The following is a 19,197-nucleotide window of genomic DNA, read 5'->3' on the forward strand; positions in this document are numbered from 1 at the left end:
GTCTCAGCCGGTGGTGTGGTGCACCCGGCTGTGCTTGCGGCCGTAGCAGAAGTAGATGACCACGCCGATGGCCATCCAGATGCCGAACCGCAGCCAGGTCTCGGCCGGCAGGTTGAGCATCAGCCAGACCGACGCGGCCACCGAGACGATCGGGAGGACCGGGACCCACGGGGTGCGGAAGGCGCGGTGCAGCCCGGGGCGGGTGCGGCGCAGGACGATGACGCCCAGGGCGACGACCACGAAGGCGAAGAGCGTGCCGATGTTCACCAGCGTCGCGAGTTCGTCGATGCTGGTGAATCCGGCGACGATCGCGATGATCACGCCGAGCAGGATGGTCGGGCGGTACGGGGTGTGGAAGCGCGGGTGCGTCTTCGAGAAGAACCGCGGGAGCAGGCCGTCCCGGCTCATCGCGAAGAACACCCGGGTCTGGCCGAGCAGCAGGATCATGCAGACCACGGTGAGGCCGACGGCGGCGCCGAAGCTGATGATCCCGGCGTAGACGGGGTGTCCGACGGCCTTGAAGGCGTCGGCGAGCGGGGCGTCCACCGACAGCTTCGTGTAGTGCTCCATTCCGGTGACCACGATCGATACGGCGACGTAGAGCGTGGTGCAGATGAGGAGCGAGGCCATGATGCCGCGCGGCATGTCGCGCTGCGGGAGCTTGGTCTCCTCGGCGGCCGTGGCCACCACGTCGAAGCCGATGAAGGCGAAGAAGACGACGGAGGCGGCGGTGAAGATGCCCATGACGCCGAAGTTGGTGGGTGCGTACCCGAAGATCAGCTGGACGAGCGGGGCCTGCAGGCCCGATCCGGCGGACTGCGGCTGGGCCTTTGGGATGAAGGGCGAGTAGTTCGCGGTGTCGATGAAGAAGAGACCCGCGATGATCACGATCAGCACGACGGCCACCTTGATGGCCACCACCACCGTCGTGACCCGGGCGGAGAGCTTCATACCGAGCACCAGGACGACGGTGAGCACCAGGACCAGGACGAAGGCGAGGATGTCGAAGCCGAAACCTTTCGCCGCATCGGTTCCGGAGAGCGCGTCCGGCAGGGACCAGCCGATGTTGTCCAGCAGTGAGCGGACGTAGCCGGACCAGCCGACCGCCACCACCGCCGTGCCCAGCGCGAACTCCAGCACCAGGTCCCAGCCGATGATCCAGGCGACCAGTTCGCCGAGCGAGGCGTACGAGAAGGTGTACGCGGAGCCGGCCACCGGGACGGTGGAGGCGAATTCCGCGTAGCAGAGCGCGGCCAGCGCGCAGACGACGCCCGCGACCACGAAGGCGATGGCGGTGGCGGGGCCGGCGGTCTCCTTGGCCACCTTGCCGGTGAGGACGAAGATCCCGGTGCCGATGATGACGCCCACCCCGAAGACCGTGAGGTCCAGGGCGGAGAGTGACTTCTTGAGGGCGTGCTCCGGCTCCTCGGTGTCGCGGATGGACTGTTCGATCGTCTTGGTGCGGAACAGCCCGTCCCGACTGGGGGGCAGGTCCTGCTGCGTGCTCACCGGCGTACCTCCACGCACTCGTCGTGCACGCCATGATTCGGACCGGGCTGTACGCGGCACGCTCCGCAGGGCGGGACTTCACGCGAATGGGCCGGTCGGACCACCCGTACAGGGTGGGCGACCGGCCCAGTCGTGGTGCGGGGTGACGGATCAGTCCCGGGCGGGCTCCACCACGGAGCGGCTCTCCGCTTCGGTCTCGAAGCGGCCGTCGAGCTTGGCGACCAGGCCGGTGACCTGCCGGGCGATGTCCGGTGCGGTCAGCCCGATCTCGGCCATGACCTCCTTGCGGGAGGCGTGGTCGAGGAAGACCGGCGGGATGCCGAAGTCGCGCAGCGGTACGTCGACGTCGGCGTCGCGCAGCGCCTGGGCGACGGCGGAGCCGACGCCGCCGGCCCGGCTGTTGTCCTCGACGGTGACGACGACGCGGTGCCGCGCGGCGAGCGGGGCCATGGCCTCGTCCACGGGCTTGACCCAGCGCGGGTCGACGACCGTGGTCGAGATGCCCTGGGCGTCGAGCAGATCCGCGATCTCCAGGCACATCGGGGCGAGCGCGCCGATGGAGACGAGCAGGACGTCGGGCACGGACGTGCCGGGCTCACGGAGCACGTCCATGCCGCCGACCGTGCCGACGGCCTTGACCGACGGGCCGACCGCGCCCTTGGAGAAGCGGACGACCGTCGGGGCGTCGTCGACCGCGACGGCCTCGCGCAGCTGGGCGCGGACCTGGTCGGCGTCGCGCGGGGCGGCGATCCGGAGCGTCGGCACGCACTGCAGGATCGACATGTCCCACATGCCGTTGTGCGAGGCGCCGTCCGTACCGGTGACCCCGGCCCGGTCCAGGACGAAGGTCACCCCGCACTTGTGCAGGGCGACGTCCATCAGGACCTGGTCGAAGGCGCGGTTGAGGAAGGTGGCGTACACCGCGAAGACGGGGTGCAGCCCGCCGGTGGCGAGGCCCGCCGCGGAGACCGCGGCGTGCTGCTCGGCGATGCCGACGTCGTAGATCCGGTCCGGGAAGGCCTTCTCGAACTTGGTCAGGCCGACCGGCTGGAGCATGGCCGCGGTGATCGCGACGATGTCCTCGCGTTCCCGGCCGAGCTTGACCATCTCCTCGCCGAAGACGGAGGTCCAGTCGAGGCCGGAGGTGGCGACGGGCAGGCCGGTGTCGGGGTGGATCTTGCCGACGGCGTGGAAGCGGTCCGCCTCGTCCAGGAGGGCCGGGGTGTAGCCGCGGCCCTTCTCGGTGATGCAGTGCACGATGACCGGGCCGCCGAAGCGCTTGGCGCGCTGGAGTGCGGACTCCAGCGCCTCCAGGTCGTGTCCGTCGATGGGTCCGACGTACTTGAGGCCGAGGTCCTCGAACATGCCCTGCGGGGCGATGAAGTCCTTGAGGCCCTTCTTCGCGCCGTGCAGCGTCTCGTACAGCGGCTTCCCCACGACGGGGGTGCGCTCCAGGAGGTCCTTGCCGCGGGCCAGGAAGCGTTCGTAGCCGTCGGTGGTACGGAGGGTGGCGAGGTGGTTGGCGAGGCCGCCGATCGTCGGCGCGTAGGAGCGCTCGTTGTCGTTGACGACGATGACGAGGGGGCGGTCCTTGGCGGCGGCGATGTTGTTCAGCGCCTCCCAGGCCATGCCCCCGGTGAGTGCTCCGTCACCGATGACCGCGACGACGTGGTCGGGGCGGCCCAGCACCTCGTTGGCCTTGGCGAGGCCGTCGGCCCAGCCGAGCACCGTGGAGGCGTGCGAGTTCTCGATGACGTCGTGCTCGGACTCGGCACGCGAGGGGTAGCCGGAGAGGCCGCCCTTGCTCTTGAGCTTCGTGAAGTCCTGGCGGCCGGTGAGGAGCTTGTGAACGTAGCTCTGATGGCCGGTGTCGAAGAGGACCTTGTCCTTCGGCGAGTCGAAGACCCGGTGCAGGGCGATGGTCAGTTCGACCACGCCCAGGTTGGGTCCGAGGTGGCCGCCGGTCTTGGAGACGGCGTCGACGAGGAAGGTCCGGATCTCTTCGGCGAGCTGCTCCAGCTGCTCGGGGGTGAGCCGGTCCAGGTCACGCGGTCCGCCGATGCGGGTCAGCAGATCCCATCCGTCGCCCACCACCGCCCGTGCATGACGCGCTTCGCGCGGCTGTGTCACCGTGCCTCCTTGCGATTGAGCTGGTCGAGCATGCCGATCCGATGAGTCTAATGTTCCGTTCGCCGCCACGGACATCGGGCGGGCGTGTGCTGTCCCACCGTTACCGGCCGGAACCATCCGGGACCCGCCCGGATCCACCGGTGCGTTCCGCGCGGTTCCGGCCGGCCCCGTGACCGGAGCGACGTCCCGGATTCAGGCCCTCGCCTCGCGGAACCGCCGCACCACCTCGCGCGCGCCCCCCGCCAGGACCACCAGGACCACCACGGTGTAGAAGGCGTCCGGGGTCTGCCAGCCGCCGTTGACGTCGGACAGGAAGGCCGGGTTGAAGAACTCCCGCCGGTACAGGATCCAGGCCATCGGCAGGGTGAACACCACCTGGGCGGCGATGTTCCAGAGCGCGAGCGAGCGCGTCGGGGCCCGCACCGCCCGGATCACGTCGAGGACCACGAGGCCGGCGAGTCCGGCGAGGACCGGCCAGATCCAGCCCGACCACAGGCCCGGGTCGAGCACGTCGATGTGTGCGCCGGCGTCGGTCCGGTACGGCTGCGCGGTGTGCTGCCAGACGATCAGGGCCACCAGCAGCGCGTGCCACGACAGCCCGGCGTACACCGTCGCGTCGCGCTCCTTCGTCGCGCGGGGCTTGGCCAGCTCGTCGGGTGTCCAGGCCCTGCCGGGCGCGGCGGACCGCTTGCCGGACCGCTCGACCAGGGCGAACACCACGGTGAGCCAGGCGATCATCTGGACGCCGAGGGAGACCACCGTCCCGACGGCCCCGCCGATCACCGCTGCGGCCCCCTTCCCGTCCAGGACGTCGAGCACCGCGCTCACGGCGACGACGACCGGCAGCACGGTGAGCAGCAGGACCCCGAGGAGCCGTATGTACGTCGGGTAGAGACCGGGCCCGATCAGTGCGAGCGGCCGGTCCGCGTACCGGGCGGCGAGCGGGATCGGATCGCCCATCTCGGTGAGCACCTCGCGTTCGGCGGCCTCCGGGTCTTCCGGGCCCCGGGCCTCGACGGTGTCGGCGATGGTGGCGCGCAGCTCGTCGGCCACGTCGCCGCGGCGGCCGGCCGGGATGCGCCGGACGACCTCCGCCACGTAGCGGTCGGTCAGCGCACCGGTGCCGGACGTGTGCAACCTGCTCAACGGTCCCCCTTGGTCAGACGTGATATCGAGGCGCCCAGGGCCTGCCATTCGCGCAGCAGCCCGGTGCGGACCCGGACTCCCTCGGGGCTGATCCGATAGAACTTCCGCGGCCTGGACCGGTCGGTGTTCCACTCGCTGACGAGCAGCCCCTGCTTCTCCAGGCGGCGCAGCAGCGGGTAGAGGGTGTTGCCGTCCACCGCCATCCCGGCGTCGCCGAGCGTTTCCAGGAGCGCGTAGCCGTACTGCGGCTCTTCCAGGAGCGTCAGGCAGGCCAGGACGACCGTGCCGCGACGTAGCTCCTGGGCCTGGCTGAGGATCAGTTCATCGGTGCCCACACCCGGCACGATACTGTGCGCCGCACACTAATGTCACCCGCCAGATGCACCCTGGTTCCCGTACCGGCCGGGACACCACCCTCGTACCCCCGCACATGCGCCGGAACATGGCAGTGCCCGGCGCCCCCGTGGAGGGCGCCGGGCACTGACCGGCCTCGCTGTGCCACCGGGCCCCGCCGGGCCCGGTGAGCTAGGCGCGGCCGGCGGTCTTCTGGGTCTTGCGCGAGACCGAGTCGATGATCACGGCGATGAGGAGTACTCCACCGGTGATCATGTACTGGATCGCGTTCGACGAGAGGTTCATCTGGTTGAGGCCCTGGACGATCGACTGGATGACCAGGATGCCCAGCAGCGCGGACCAGACCTTGCCACGTCCGCCGAACAGGGACGTACCACCGATAACGGCTGCGGCGATGCACATCATGAGCTGGTTGCCGCCACCGAGCGAACGGTCGGCGCCGCCGGTCGCGGAGGCCAGGAAGAGACCGCCGACCGCACCGAGCGTGCCGGAGATCATGAACACCGAGATGCGGATCCAGGACACGTTGATACCGGCACGACGCGCTGCCTCGATGCCACCGCCGACCGCGAAGATCTGACGGCCGTAGGTGGTGCGGCGCAGAACGAAGTCGGTGATGACCAGGATCGCGAGGAAGATCACCAGGGAGAGCGGGAGGCCCTGCTCCTGGTTGAACGCGTACGCGGCGAGGAGGCACAGGATGGCGAGCAGCACGGTGCGCAGGATGATCTCGCTCTGCGGGCGGTGCGGCAGCGCTGCGGCCTTGCGGCGGCTCGAGTCGCGCAGCTGCGCGAGGTAGAAGGCAACGATCACGAACACGGCGAGACCGTAGGCGGCGGCGACATCGGCGAAGTAGTAGCTGGTCAGTTCGCGGACGAAGCTGCCGAGCGGGGTGGTGATGGTGGACTTGTCGCCCATCACCCAGGTCTGCAGACCGGCCCAGCCCAGGAAACCTGCCAGCGTCACGACGAACGCGGGCACGCCGATCTTGGCGAAGACGATGCCGTGGAAGGCGCCGACGACCGTGCCGGACAGGATGCCGACCACGATGGCGAGGGAATCGGGCATGTCCGTGCCGACCACCGCCCAGACGGCACCCGCGAGACCCGCGACGGAACCGACCGCGAGGTCGATCTCGCCGAGCAGCAGGACGAAGACGATGCCCACGGCCATGATGCCGGGGCCCGCCGCGTACAGCGTGATCTGGTCGAGGTTGTACGAGGTGAGGAAGTTGCCGGTCTCGAGCTGGAAGACGATCCCGATGATGATCAGGCCCACCACGACGGGCAGCGAGCCGATCTCGCCCGAGCGCACCTTGCGCTTGAACTCGGTCCAGTAGCCCTTGAAGCCCTGCTCACGGATGAGCAGGCGGGGGTCGACGACCGTGACTGCGCCGGCCGCCGCTTCGGGAGCCTCTGTGGCCTCCGCCTGGGCCGGGACCTTTGCCGAAGTCTCGTTGATGTTGCTCACTTGGATGCCTCCGCGCTGCGGGACTTGCGGCGGGTCACGGCGTTGTCCGTGGCGCCCGTGATCGCGGCGATTATTTCTTCGTGGCTGGTCGTCGCCACAGGGAAGATGCCGTTGTTGTGGCCGAGTCGCAGCACGGCGACCTTGTCGGCGACCGCCTTCACATCGGCCATGTTGTGGCTGATGAGGATGACGCCCAGGTTCTGCTCGCGCAGCCGCTCCACCAGGTCGAGGACCTGTGCGGTCTGCTCGACACCGAGGGCCGCGGTGGGCTCGTCCAGGATCACGATCTTGGGGTTGCCGACCAGGGCACGGGCGATGGCCACGACCTGGCGCTGGCCGCCGGAGAGTGCGGCAACCGGGATACGGACGCTGGGGATACGGATGGAGAGCGTGGACAGGAGGTCCTGTGCCCGCTTCTCCATGGCGACCTCGTCGAGGACGCCACCCTTCTTGATCTCGCGACCGAGGAAGAGGTTGGCGACGACATCCAGGTTGTCGCAGAGCGCGAGGTCCTGGTAGACGGTGGCGACGCCGAGGTTCTGGGCGTCGTGCGGACGGTTGATGTCCACTTTCGCGCCCTCCCACTCGATGACGCCCTCATCGATGGGGTGCACGCCGGCGATCGTCTTGACCAGCGTGGACTTTCCTGCACCGTTGTCGCCGACCAGGGCGACCACTTCTCCGGCGTGGACTTCGAGATCGACACCGGAGAGGACCTGGACCGCTCCGAATCGCTTGAATACCCCACGCAACGCCAGCACGGGCGTCTGTGACACGTGAACCATCTCCTTCGCCGCCTGACCGGCGGGGATGTACCGCCTGACCGGCGGAGACGCCTCGCCACGAGGGGCAGCGTCGACGTACTGGAAGTACTGGGGGAAGAGCGTCCGGCACCCGGCCGGCAGCGGGGTGTGGGCCGGCCGGCTGCCGGACAGTCATGAGGCGGGCGGACTCCGCCGTGCGGCGCGGATCAGACCCGTACGTGCCAGGGCCTGTCGGCCCTGGCACGTGGAGGGACTACTTGATGCCCAGCGCGGTGCACTTGGCGGCGATGTCCTTGACGCAGATCGCGGAGGCCTGGTAGATGCCGTCCTTGACCACGGTGGACTCGATGTTGTCCTTCTTCACCACGGTCGGCTCGAGCAGCGTGGACGGAACGCCGTCCGTCTTGCCCGAGGCGCCGATGTCCTTGCCCTGGAGCAGGTTGACGGCGAACTGGGCAGCCGTCGGGGCGAGCTGCTTCGGCGACTTGTAGATCGTGAAGGTCTGCGTACCCGCGATGATCCGCTGGATACCGGGGAGCTCGGCGTCCTGGCCACCCACCGGGATGTCCTTGATGCCGGCGTTGCCCAGGGAGGTGATGATGCCGCCCGCCATGCCGTCGTTGGCGGAGTAGACCGCGTTGATCTTGCCCTTGCCGACCGAGGAGATGGCGGCGGTCATCTTCTCGCCGGCGATCTTCGGGTCCCACTCGCCGGACGCCTCGTAGGCAACCTTGATCTTGCCGTCGAGGGACTCGTGAGCGCCCTTCTTGAACAGGCCGGCGTTCGGGTCCTTCTCGTCACCGTTGATCATGACGAGGTTGGAGTCGGCCGCCTTGGAGCCGAGGGCGTCGAGGATGGCCTGGCCCTGGAGCTTGCCGATCTTCTCGTTGTCGTGGCTGACGTAGGCGTCGGCACCGACGATGGCGCGGTCGTACGCGACGACCTTGACGCCCTTCTTGTGCGCGTTGGCGATCCACGAGGCGGACTTCTCGGAGTCGACCGAGGAGATCGCGATGACCTTGATGCCGTCGGCGATCTGCTGCTCGAACTGCTGCTTCTGCTGACCGACGTCGCCGGCCGCGTTGTTGTAGACGACCTCGCAGTCCGCACAGTCCTTCTTGACCGCTTCGATGAACAGCGGCTTGTCCAGCGTCTCGTAGCGAGCGGTCTTGTTCTCCGGGAGAAGCAGACCGATCTTGGTCTTGCTGCCCGAGTCCGCCGAGTCCTTCTTGTCGTCGCCGGCCTTGCCACAAGCGGCGACGGAAAGGGCCATCGAGACCGCAGCGGTACCGATGACGGCGCGACGCATCATTGCGTTCATGTGGAGAAGCCTCCCTGACGAGGCCGCAGCGTCGCGGCCGAGGTGGGAGTGAGTCAACTCGGCCGCCACGTAGGCGTCAAGGAGTAAATCCTTAACAAGATGGCAACGGTGTCATTCATTATCTAAGTGAAGGCAGGAGTCGCAGCGGGGAGAGTGCTCTCCAAAAGGGTTGAATCCCCCATCTCGCTCAGGACGAGAGCGAGCGCGCCCAGCACCTCCGCCCGGCCGCCGAGGGCCCCGGGGAGCACCGACAGCTGCCGTGCGGCGCTGGGGATGGAGTAGCGCGCGACCGAGTCGCGGATCGGCCCGAGGACCAGCTCGCCCGCCTCCGCGAGCGAACCGCCGAGCACCACCCGGCTGGGGTTGAGCAGATTGCAGAGGTTGGCCACCCCGCTGCCGATGTGCCGCCCGACGTCGCCGATCACCCGGCGGCAGCCCGGATCGCCCTCACGGGCCAGCTGGACCACCCGCTCCATGGTGAGATCGGGGCCGTGGCTGGGCTGGAGCAGCGGCAGCACGTACCGCGCGGCCGTGAACGTCTCCAGGCATCCCCGGTTGCCGCAGCGGCAGACCGGACCCGATTCGTCGAGGGTGATGTGGCCGATCTCTCCGGCCGTGCCACCGGGGCCCCGGTAGATGTGCCCGTCGATCACCAGACCGGCGCCCACACCGCTCGCGACCTTGATGTAGGCGAGGTCCCTGACCCCCCGGCCGCTCCCCCAGACCAGCTCCCCGAGCGCCCCGAGGTTGGCGTCGTTGTCGACGTAGACCGGCACCCCGAGGCGTCCGGCCAGCTCTTCCCTGGGGTTGATGCCCGTCCAGCCCGGCAGGATCGACGTGGAGCCCAGCGTGCCGGACTCGACGTCGATCGGGCCGGGAACACCGAGGCCGACCCCGATCACCTTGCCGGGGCTGATCCCGGTCGTCTCGATCAGCCGGTTGACCAGTTGTTCCGCCCGTCCGAAGCCCTCGGCCGACGAGGCGTCCACGTCCAGCGGCTCGGACTCCTCCGCGAGCACCTGGTGGGCGAGGTTGCCGACCGCCACCCGAAGGTGCGTGTGCCCGAAATCGACGCCGATGACGATGCCCGCGTCACCACTGAGCGAGACGCTGCGCGCGCGGCGCCCGCCCGCCGAGGTGGGGGTCACCTCGACGGTGCCGCCCTCTTTCAGTTCGCGAACGATATTGGAGACGGTGGCCGCGGAGAGGCCCGTGCTCCTGGCGATCTCCGCCTGGGTGAGTGAACCCGCCATACGTACGGCGCGCACTACCCGCTCAAGGTTGGCGCGATGCAGAGATGTCTGCGACCCCGGAGTCTCCATCGACTCTCTCACTCCTGCCATATTCTCCAACATGTGAACTCTAAGCTGAGCGTTTTGGGGTACTCCCCGTCAAGACCTTGAGCAGTCGAAGCCTCGGATGAGCACGGGACCCTCGCACGACGACCTCGGCGAACTCCCCCGTACACAGACGAACCGCCCGCCGGCAGGGATGCCGGCGGGCGGTTCGGTCGTTCGGTGCGAGCGTTCGAGGAGTTACTTCACCGCGCCCGCGGTGAGGCCCGCCACCACCTGGCGCTGGAAGATGATGTAGGCCGCGAGGACCGGCAGCATCGCCATCACCAGGCCGGCGAAGAGACCGGACCAGTCGCCCTTGTAGCCCTGCCCGTTGGCCAGTTCGACCAGCCCCTGGGAGAGCACCCGGTACTTCGGATCGGTGTTCAGCACCGTGGGCAGCAGGTACTGGTTCCACTGCCCGAGGAAGTTGAAGATACCGACGCTGATCAGGCCGGGCTTCGCCATCGGCAGCATCACCTGGAAGAACGTCCGGGTGTGCGAGGCCCCGTCGAGCATCGCCGCCTCCGCCACCGAACTCGGCAACGAGCGGAAGAACGAGGTGAGGAAGAAGACGGTGAACGGCAGTGAGTACGCGATGTAGACCATGATCAGTCCGTGCCGCGTGTTCAGCAGGCCCATGTTGTTCATCACGAAGAACAGCGGGACCAGCGCCAGGATGATCGGGAAGCTCATCCCGCCGATGAACAGGTAGTACACGAAGCGGTTCCCGGGGAAGTCGAACCGCGCCAGCACGTACGCCGCCATCGAGCCGAGCAGCAGGGTGCCGATGAGCGAGCCGCCCACCACCAGGATGGTGTTCAAGAAGTAATCGCTCATATGTGCCTGACTCCAGGCACGCGACCAGTTCTCGAAGTGAAGCTTGTCCGGCAGCGCCCACGGCGTCGACAGGATCGAGTCATCTGTCTTGAACGAGGCCATGATCGCCCAGAGCAGCGGCATGACCACCAGGATCGCCCAGATGACCAGCACGCCGTGCGAGAAGACGTTGAGGACCTTGCCCTCGCTGCTCTTCTCCTTGACGCTCTTCCCCTTGGCGCCCTCCACGGGCTCCTTGGACACGGGGGCCGGTTCCTTCACCGCGTCCGCGGGAGGGGTGTCTGTGGCCTTCACGTGTGCTCACCTCGTACTACTGTCGAGCCGGCCGCGGGGGCCGGGCTGTCCTGCCTGCTGGGGATCCGGGCGCCGTGCCCCGGGGAGCACGGCATCAGAACTCCAGCCGCTCGCGCCGGCCCAGTCGCATCACGATGGCGGCGAACGCCATGGTGATGATGAGCAGTCCGACACCGATCGTCGTCGCGTAGCCGGCCTGTCCGTCGCGGAAGGCCGTCTGGTAGACGTACAGCGGCAGGACGGTGGTCGAGTAGTCGGGGCCGCCGGGGCCCACGGTCATGACCTGTACGGCCGTGAACGCCTCGACCCCGAGCGCCAGGATGCCCATGTAGACCCAGCCCGACTGCACGGTGTCCCAGAGCAGCGGCAGGGTGATCCTGAAGAACGTCGTGACGCGGCTGGCCCCGTCCAGGAGCGCCGCCTCGTAGAAGTCCTTCGGAATGGAGGCCATTCCGGCGGAGAAGAGGACGACGAAGAATCCGACGGTCGACCAGATCAGCACCGACATGACGCAGATGAGCGCCAGGCTCGGATCGCCCAGCCAGTCCGGCTGAATGGAGCCGAGCCCGACTCCCTTGAGCGCCGCGTTCAGCATTCCACTGCGCGGGTTGAACGCGAACTGGAACAGCAGGGCGACGATGACGATCGAGAGCACCTGCGGGAAGAAGTAGGCGATCTTGTAGAAACCCGAACCCCGCACGCCGGAGACCGCGGCGTTCTTGCGCCGCCGGCCTCCGACATTGAGCATGAAGGCGAAGAAGAGCGCGAGGCCCAGCGTCACCAGCGGCAGCAGCAGCACGAGCAGCAGGCTGTGCTGCAAGGACTTCCAGAAGATCTCGTCCTTCAGCATCCTGGTGTAGTTGTCGAAGCCGACCATCTTGAAGTCGGGACTCAGACCGGTCCAGTCCGTGAACGAATAGTAGATGGCCTGGATGAACGGCCAGATGACGAAGACCGCGTACAACACCAGTGGGACTACCAAGAACCCCACAATGAAGCGGTACTTGCCGTGCTGCATCGTTTACCGACCCCGATCTTTCCGCGGGTGCCGCCGCTGGTGACGGTTACTCACTGGTGCTTGTAGTGCTTGATGGACTGATCCTTGGCCGCGGCGTCCGCGTAGTCCTGGATCTTCTTGATGGCCTCGGCGGGCGTCAGGCGCCCGGCCATCATCTCGCCGAGACCGGCACCGATCTGCTCCTTCTGGAGCTTCACGTACCAGTCCTGCAGACGCGGGTTCACCACGTTGTCGCCGGCCTTCTTCAGCACGTCGACGCCGGACTGCATGGCCGTGGACAGGGTCAGTCCGTCGGTGCCGCCGTTGTAGGCGCTCAGCGACTTGACCTGCTTGGTGAAGTTCTTCGAGGACTCCTCGGAGAGCATGATGCGCAGCTGCTCCATGCCGCCCTCGGGGTTCTTCGCCTTGGCGGGGATGATGAAGGGCTCACCGCCGGACGCCCAGATGGTGCCGAAGGGCAGCTTGTCGGACGAGTCCAGGCCGGTCGGCGCCCCGACCATCATCTTGAAGTCCTTGGGCGTGGTCGGCGCCGCCTCGTTCTCCACCCACGAACCGTTCGGGATGAAGAGGGCCTTGCCCTTGGTCCACTCGGTCTGCGACTGGATGTGGGTCAGGCCGGCGGTGCCCTTGAGGATGTATCCCTTCTGCTGCAGCTCGTAGTACGCCTCGAACGCCGACTTGACGGCCGGGTCCTTCCAGGCGTTCGGCTCCAGGTTGTCGATCTTGTCGAGAACCCCCCGGCCACCGATCTTGGCGATGAACGGGTAGAGCGAGAAGGGAAGGTAGTAGGGGTACTTACCGGCGTACGTCCAGCCGGCGATGCCCTTCTTCTTCGCCTTCTCGCACAGGGCGAGCATGTCGTCCCAGTTCTCGGGGTACTGGGCGTCCAGACCGTCGAGCGCGGTCTGCGAGTACCAGACGCCGTACACCGTGTACGCGTAGTACATGATCCAGACCGGGTCGCCGTCGAACTGACCCATCTCCAGCACGCCGGGCCGCAGGGTGTCGCGGACCTTCTTGCCGGGGTCGTCGAAGGACGGTGCGTCCATCAGCGGCGTCAGGTCGAGCAGCTGCTTCTTGCCGACGAGGACACCCATGTCCATTTGCTCGGCACCCGAGTTGTCGATCAGGTCCGGCGGGGTGCCACCGTTGAAGCGCGGCTGCAGCTGCGACTGGATCTTCTGCGTGGCGGTGTGCTTGACCTTGGCCTTGGGGAAGGCCTTGGTGTACTGCTTCTCGGCGTCGATCGCGTACTGCTCGCCGAAGCCGCCGTTGAAGATGACCACGTCGAGACCGGCCGTGTCATTGACGCCCAGCGGGTTCTTCGCGCTGGTCTTGCCCTTCTTGACCGTGTCGTCGCTGCTGCTGTCGCTACTCGCACACGCCGACAGGAAGCTCATCGTCGGGACGGTGATCAGACCGAGTGCGGCAGACCGCTTGATCACGTCGCGACGGCCAAGGCCCTCATTCTTGTGGGCGGAGGTGGATCCCATGCTCAAGTCCTCGCCTTCTACAGGACTCAGGCGGTGTTGTACCGGTCGCCCATCGATATTCGCCTCAGGCGAAGGGCCCCGCCACCGCGGTCAGTTGCGCTTGGGTGGTGCAGATTTCAGGCTAGCCATTGCAGTGGGGGGGTGTAGGGGGACCGGCCAGCCGACGCACCTGTGGCGCGTCGAGTTGCCCTGCCCCCGTTGTCCCCCCTGTTCGCACAGTTGAAAAAATGCTGTGCAGACGCCGACAGGTATAGTCCACTTGCAGCCAACTGAGCAAGATCGAATGCAGGTTTGAGCGGCAGTCTTTCCCGAGTTGAGACCTCGCGGATACCTCGGCACCGCACGGCCTCCTCCGGATGTAACGATTTTCGCAATACGGTCGATTCGACTGCGGGCTTCGACCCAACACCCTTGACACCACCAGCCACTTCACTTCCTACTGGTTCTTGCGCACGCTTCTGACAACGTTGTCCAAGCGCACTTCCTCGGGAGGAATGGCTCGGCATGCAGCCCCGACACGGTTCTCGCAAGAGACAAAACAGTACGGCCGCCCTGATCGCGGCTTCACTGGTCCTGGTCGTGACAGCCCCCACCGCGGCCGCCGCTCAGTCGGCCGGGTCAGGAGAAAAGGGTCATAAGCCTTCGGGCGACCGGACATTCAGTTCATCCTTCGAGGCGGACGAGAAACAGCCCGACTGGCGCAATACCGTCGAAGAAGGCCCTGACGGAAAGAAGCGGACATCCGGTATCGATGGCGGCTTCTCCGCCGGAATACCGGGCAATGTGACCGACAAGGTCACAGAGGTCCGCGCGAGCGACGAGAACACCGGCGGCGGGGAGGTGAAGGAAAACCTCGTCGACGGTGAATCCGGTACGAAATGGCTGTCCTTCAAGCCCACCGCCTGGGCCGAGTTCGACCTCTCCGAGCCGGTCAAGGTCGTCACGTACGCGCTGACCTCGGCCGACGACCACGACGAGCGGGACCCGAAGGACTGGACGCTGCAGGGCTCAGAGGACGGCAAGAGCTGGACGGACCTGGACTCCAGGACCGGCCAGACCTTCTCCGAGCGCTTCCAGACCAAGTCGTACGACTTCACGACGGACAAGGCCTACCAGCACTTCCGTCTGGACATCACGAAGAACAACGGCGCCGGTGACGCGACCCAGCTCGCCGACGTCCAGTTCTCCGACGGGGACACCTCGGCCCCGGCCCCCGACGACATGCGCAGCCAGATCGACCGCGGCCCCTCCGGCTCCCCCACCGCCAAGGCCGGCGCGGGCTTCACCGGAAAGAAGGCGCTGCGCTACGCGGGTACGCACAAGGCGGACGGCCGGGCCTACTCGTACAACAAGGTCTTCGACGTCAACACGGCCGTCACCCGGGACACCGAGCTGTCCTACCTGGTCTACCCCCAGATGGGCGAGACGGATCTGTCGTACCCGGCCACGCACGTCGCGGTGGACCTGGCGTTCACCGACGGCACCTACCTGAGCGAGCTGCGCGCCACCGACTCCAACGGCGGCCTGCTGACCCCGCAGGGCCAGGCCGACGCCAAGCGGCTGTACGTCAACCAGTGGAACAAGGTCGACGCGCGGATCGGCACCGTCGCGGCCGGCAAGACCGTCGACCGGATCCTCGTCGCGTACGACTCCCCCAAGGGCCCGTCGAAGTTCCAGGGCTGGATCGACGACGTCAAGATCGCCCCGAAGGCGCCGGAGAAGCGCAAGGCGCACCTCTCGGACTACGCCTCGACCGTCCGCGGCACCAACTCCAGCGGCAGTTTCTCCCGGGGCAACAACTTCCCCGCCACCGCCGTACCCAACGGTTTCAACTTCTGGACCCCGGTGACCAACGCCGGATCGACGAGTTGGCTGTACGACTACGCGAAGGGCAACAACGAGGACAACCTGCCCACCCTCCAGGCCTTCAGCGCCAGCCATGAGCCGAGCCCCTGGATGGGCGACCGGCAGACCTTCCAGCTGATGCCGTCGGCCGCGTCCGGCACCCCGGACGCCTCGCGCACGGCACGCGCGCTGCCGTTCAAGCACGAGAACGAGACGGCGAGGCCGCACTACTACGGGGTCACGTTCGAGAACGGCCTCAAGGCCGAGATGACGCCGACCGACCACGCGGCGCGGATGCGGTTCACGTATCCGGGCAAGGACGCGAGCATGGTCTTCGACAACGTCTCCAACGACGGCGGGCTCACCCTCGACCCGAAGACCAGCTCCTTCACGGGCTTCTCCGACGTGAAGAGCGGCGGCTCGACCGGTGCCACCCGGCTCTTCGTGTACGGCGTCTTCGACGCCCCCGTCACCAGCAGCGGGAAGCTCTCCGGCGGCGGTGGCGACGACGTGACCGGCTACCTCCGCTTCGACGCGGGCAAGGACCGTACCGTCAACCTGCGCCTGGCCACCTCGCTGATCAGCATCGACCAGGCGCAGCAGAACCTGGCCGCGGAGATCCCCGCCTCGCGCTCCTTCGGCCGGGTCGAGGACAAGGCCCAGGGCGCCTGGGACGACCTGCTGGGCAAGGTGGAGGTCGAGGGCGCGACCGCCGACCAGCTGACCACGCTGTACTCCAGCATGTACCGGCTGTACCTCTACCCGAACTCGGGCTCCGAGAAGGTCGGCGGCGAGGACAAGTACGCCTCGCCGTTCTCACCGCAGGTCGGCTCCGACACCCCGACCCACACCGGCGCCAAGATCGTCGACGGCAAGGTGTACGTCAACAACGGCTTCTGGGACACCTACCGGACGACGTGGCCGGCGTACTCCTTCCTCACGCCGAAGAAGGCCGGCGAGATGGTGGACGGCTTCGTCCAGCAGTACAAGGACGGCGGCTGGATCTCCCGCTGGTCCTCGCCCGGCTACTCGGACCTGATGACCGGCACCTCGTCGGACGTCGCGTTCGCCGACGCGTACGTCAAGGGCGTGAAGTTCGACGCGGAGGCGGCGTACGACGCGGCCCTGAAGAACGCCACGGTCGTCCCGCCGACCTCGGGCGTCGGGCGCAAGGGCATGGAGACCTCTCCGTTCGTCGGGTACGCGAACACCGACACGCACGAGGGCCTGTCCTGGTCGCTGGAGGGCTATGTCAACGACTACGGCATCGCGCAGATGGGCCAGGCGCTCTACAAGAAGACGCACAAGCAGCGCTACAAGGACGAGTCCGAGTACTTCATGAACCGGGCCCGCAGCTACGTCCAGCTGTTCGACGACAAGGCCGGCTTCTTCCAGGGCAAGAACGCCAAGGGTGACTGGCGGCTGCCGTCCGACCAGTACGACCCGCGGGTCTGGGGCTACGACTACACCGAGACCAACGGCTGGGGCTACGCCTTCACCGCCCCGCAGGACAGCAAGGGCCTCGCCAACCTGTACGGCGGCCGGGACGGTCTGGCCAAGAAGCTGGACACGTACTTCTCCACCCCCGAGACGGCGGGCCCGGAGTTCGTCGGCAGTTACGGCGGCGTCATCCACGAGATGACGGAGGCCCGTGACGTACGGATGGGCCAGTACGGCCACAGCAACCAGGTGGCGCACCACGTCGCGTACATGTACGACGCGGCGTCGCAGCCCTCCAAGACGCAGGAGAAGGTCCGCGAGGTCCTGAGCCGCCTGTACACGGGCAGCGAGATCGGCCAGGGCTACCACGGCGACGAGGACAACGGCGAGCAGTCGGCCTGGTACCTCTTCTCCTCGCTGGGCTTCTACCCGCTGGTCATGGGCAGCGGCGAGTACGCGATCGGCTCCCCGCTGTTCACCAGGACCACGGTGCACCTGGAGAACGGCCGCGACCTGGTCGTCAAGGCGCCGAAGAACAGCGCGAAGAACATCTACGTCCAGGGCCTGAAGGTCAACGGCAAGAAGTGGACCTCCACCTCGCTGCCGCACGACCTGCTGGCCAAGGGCGGCGTGCTGGACTTCGACATGGGATCCAAGCCGTCGGCCTGGGGCACCGGAAAGGACGCCGCCCCGGTCTCCATCACCAAGGACGACAAGGTCCCGTCGCCGAAGAAGGACGTCCTGAAGGGCGCGGGCGCCCTGTTCGACGACACCTCGGCGACCTCCGCCCAGGTCGGGTCGGTGGAGCTGCCGTCCCCCGCCGGCACGAAGGCGGTCCAGTACACGCTGACCTCGGCGACCGCGGCGAAGGCCCCCACGGGCTGGGTCCTGCAGGGATCGGCGGACGGCACCTCCTGGAAGGACCTCGACAAGCGGTCCGGCCAGACCTTTGCCTGGGACAAGCAGACGCGGGCGTTCTCGGTGCAGGTGCCGAAGGCGTACGCGAAGTACCGGCTGGTGAGCACGGCGGCGACGCTGGCGGAGATCGAGCTGATCTCCTGAGTCACCCGCAGAGCGCATGAGGACGGGCCGCCCGCACACCGGGCGGCCCGTTCCCGTGTGTGCCGGGCGGTCCGTCGGGCCCCGGGCTCTCAGGAGCGCTGTTCCGCCTTGTCGCGCAGGGCCTGCTCGACCGCCTCACGCACCCGTTCCTCCTCACGCCGTGCGCGCCGGACGCGCGACCGGCGGACGAGCACGAACGCCGCCGCGGCCGCGGCCAGGACGAGGACCAGGAGCAGCAGGAGCGTCCAGGGGACGGCCCAGCCGTGGGCGGTGGCCCGGACGGGGGCGAGGGCGGTGGTGGAGCCGGCGGCGTCGGTGATGAGCGGGGTGACCGCGACGGTGGCCGTGAGCCGGAGGGCCGGGGTGACGTCGTGGAGGGGGACGGTGACCTTCCAGCGCTCGCCGGGCAGCAGTTCGGGCGGCGCGGCGATGGCGCCGGCCTCGGTGCTCAGCGTCCCGAAGGGGCCGGTGAGGGTGACCTTCTGGGTGCCGGAGAGCAGCGCGTTGCCGGTGTTGTGGAGGCTGTAGGTCACCGTGGCGTCGCCCTGGCCGAAGGGGTTGGCGGTCCCCCGGTAGTCGATGTGCGCGTCCTCGACGGCGAGCGCGGGCTTCAGGGCGCCGCTGACGCGCAGCTTGATCCGGATGCCGAGGCGCCGGTCGACGGCGATGCCCTCGGCGTCGTCGGACTGCTTGAGCGACGTCAGGATGCCGCCCACGTAGTCGCCGGGGGGCGCGTTGTCCGGGACCTTGACGGTGAAGGGGATCTCGGCGCTCTTCCCCGGGGCTATCCGGACGTTCTTCCGGCCGGCCCGGACCCAGGAGCCGATGGAGCGGGACTTCTTCCCCTCGGTGAGGAGGTCGAGCTGGCCCTTCTCCGTGGTGAAGCCGTCGGCGGCGTAGACGGCGAGGTTCAACGGGTCGGTGCCGTGGTTGGCCACGACGAGGGCATCCTCGGCCTCACCGCCGGGGCTGACGGTGTAGCCGAAGCTCGACCGGTCCTCCCCGTAGTCGTTGGCGGCGGTCCGGACCGTCCAGGTGACGTCGCCCTCGGCCGCCCGTGCCGGGCCGGTGGAGGTGGCGAACGCCAGGGCCGCGAGGAGGAAGAGGAGGGCGGCGCGGACGGCGGCGGTGCGGCGAGGTGGTGCCACTGCGTGCATGGGGTCTCTCTCGGAACGGC

General features: G+C 67.8%; 13 protein-coding genes. 1 reads left to right on the forward strand and 12 read right to left on the reverse strand.

The genetic code is table 11. The features are described from left to right. Positions 1–3: 3 nt before the first annotated feature. From ACIQM0_RS17300 to ngcE, 11 genes are all read right to left on the reverse strand, one after another. Positions 4–1,509 carry an amino acid permease gene (locus ACIQM0_RS17300; protein WP_401287133.1) on the reverse strand — a complete coding sequence of 502 codons (1,506 nt, stop codon included), beginning with the start codon at positions 1,507–1,509 and terminating at the stop codon, positions 4–6. 150 nt (positions 1,510–1,659) lie between these two features. Next, on the reverse strand, positions 1,660–3,639 hold the full coding sequence (gene dxs, locus ACIQM0_RS17305; RefSeq protein WP_401287136.1) for a 1-deoxy-D-xylulose-5-phosphate synthase: 1,980 nt from the start codon (positions 3,637–3,639) through the stop codon (positions 1,660–1,662). A gap of 192 nt (positions 3,640–3,831) precedes the next feature. Further along, positions 3,832–4,785, reverse strand: coding sequence for an HAAS signaling domain-containing protein (locus tag ACIQM0_RS17310; protein ID WP_401287137.1), 954 nt, complete (start codon positions 4,783–4,785; stop codon positions 3,832–3,834). Further along, entirely contained in the window at positions 4,782–5,120 is a 339-nt protein-coding gene (locus ACIQM0_RS17315; RefSeq protein WP_401287140.1) for a PadR family transcriptional regulator, read from the reverse strand. The genes ACIQM0_RS17310 and ACIQM0_RS17315 overlap by 4 nt, the downstream gene beginning before the upstream one ends. A gap of 190 nt (positions 5,121–5,310) precedes the next feature. After that, positions 5,311–6,609, reverse strand: coding sequence for a sugar ABC transporter permease (locus ACIQM0_RS17320; RefSeq protein WP_401287142.1), 1,299 nt, complete (start codon positions 6,607–6,609; stop codon positions 5,311–5,313). After that, positions 6,606–7,394, reverse strand: coding sequence for an ATP-binding cassette domain-containing protein (locus tag ACIQM0_RS17325; RefSeq protein ID WP_030979331.1), 789 nt, complete (start codon positions 7,392–7,394; stop codon positions 6,606–6,608). Before ACIQM0_RS17325 ends, ACIQM0_RS17320 begins: the two co-directional genes overlap by 4 nt. A gap of 232 nt (positions 7,395–7,626) precedes the next feature. Beyond that, positions 7,627–8,694 (reverse strand): sugar ABC transporter substrate-binding protein, encoded by a 1,068-nt coding sequence (locus ACIQM0_RS17330; protein WP_401287146.1) that lies wholly within the window; start codon positions 8,692–8,694, stop codon positions 7,627–7,629. Positions 8,695–8,816: 122 nt separating this feature from the next. Continuing rightward, positions 8,817–10,016: an ROK family protein gene (locus ACIQM0_RS17335; protein ID WP_385354721.1), complete on the reverse strand. Its 1,200-nt coding sequence runs from the start codon at positions 10,014–10,016 to the stop codon at positions 8,817–8,819. A 213-nt stretch (positions 10,017–10,229) separates the two neighbouring features. After that, positions 10,230–11,162 carry a carbohydrate ABC transporter permease gene (locus tag ACIQM0_RS17340; protein WP_401287149.1) on the reverse strand — a complete coding sequence of 311 codons (933 nt, stop codon included), beginning with the start codon at positions 11,160–11,162 and terminating at the stop codon, positions 10,230–10,232. A 94-nt stretch (positions 11,163–11,256) separates the two neighbouring features. Further along, on the reverse strand, positions 11,257–12,180 hold the full coding sequence (locus tag ACIQM0_RS17345; protein WP_385036640.1) for a carbohydrate ABC transporter permease: 924 nt from the start codon (positions 12,178–12,180) through the stop codon (positions 11,257–11,259). A 50-nt stretch (positions 12,181–12,230) separates the two neighbouring features. Next, entirely contained in the window at positions 12,231–13,673 is a 1,443-nt protein-coding gene (gene ngcE / locus ACIQM0_RS17350; protein ID WP_401287152.1) for an N-acetylglucosamine/diacetylchitobiose ABC transporter substrate-binding protein, read from the reverse strand. 504 nt (positions 13,674–14,177) lie between these two features. Here ngcE and ACIQM0_RS17355 point away from each other — a divergent pair. After that, on the forward strand, positions 14,178–18,020 hold the full coding sequence (locus ACIQM0_RS17355) for a GH92 family glycosyl hydrolase (protein WP_401287154.1): 3,843 nt from the start codon (positions 14,178–14,180) through the stop codon (positions 18,018–18,020). Between the two features lie 89 nt (positions 18,021–18,109). On the opposite strand, the gene ACIQM0_RS17360 is transcribed toward ACIQM0_RS17355, so the two are convergent. Then, a complete protein-coding gene (locus ACIQM0_RS17360) occupies positions 18,110–19,177 on the reverse strand; it encodes a WxL protein peptidoglycan domain-containing protein (RefSeq protein WP_401287157.1) in 1,068 nt (355 codons plus the stop codon). Positions 19,178–19,197: the final 20 nt, after the last annotated feature.

The sequence above is a fragment of the Streptomyces sp. NPDC091387 genome (assembly GCF_044756945.1).
Taxonomy (GTDB): Bacteria; Actinomycetota; Actinomycetes; order Streptomycetales; family Streptomycetaceae; genus Streptomyces.

What these genes read in the sequence shown, in the direction of transcription:
- ACIQM0_RS17330 (WP_401287146.1), bottom strand. Translation starts at nt 8,694, where the DNA reads ATGAACGCAATGATGCGTCGCGCCGTCATCGGTACCGCTGCGGTCTCG.
- ACIQM0_RS17325 (WP_030979331.1), bottom strand. Translation starts at nt 7,394, where the DNA reads ATGGTTCACGTGTCACAGACGCCCGTGCTGGCGTTGCGTGGGGTATTC.
- ACIQM0_RS17345 (WP_385036640.1), bottom strand. Translation starts at nt 12,180, where the DNA reads ATGCAGCACGGCAAGTACCGCTTCATTGTGGGGTTCTTGGTAGTCCCA.
- ACIQM0_RS17360 (WP_401287157.1), bottom strand. Translation starts at nt 19,177, where the DNA reads ATGCACGCAGTGGCACCACCTCGCCGCACCGCCGCCGTCCGCGCCGCC.
- ngcE (WP_401287152.1), bottom strand. Translation starts at nt 13,673, where the DNA reads ATGGGATCCACCTCCGCCCACAAGAATGAGGGCCTTGGCCGTCGCGAC.
- ACIQM0_RS17335 (WP_385354721.1), bottom strand. Translation starts at nt 10,016, where the DNA reads ATGGAGACTCCGGGGTCGCAGACATCTCTGCATCGCGCCAACCTTGAG.
- ACIQM0_RS17355 (WP_401287154.1), top strand. Translation starts at nt 14,178, where the DNA reads ATGCAGCCCCGACACGGTTCTCGCAAGAGACAAAACAGTACGGCCGCC.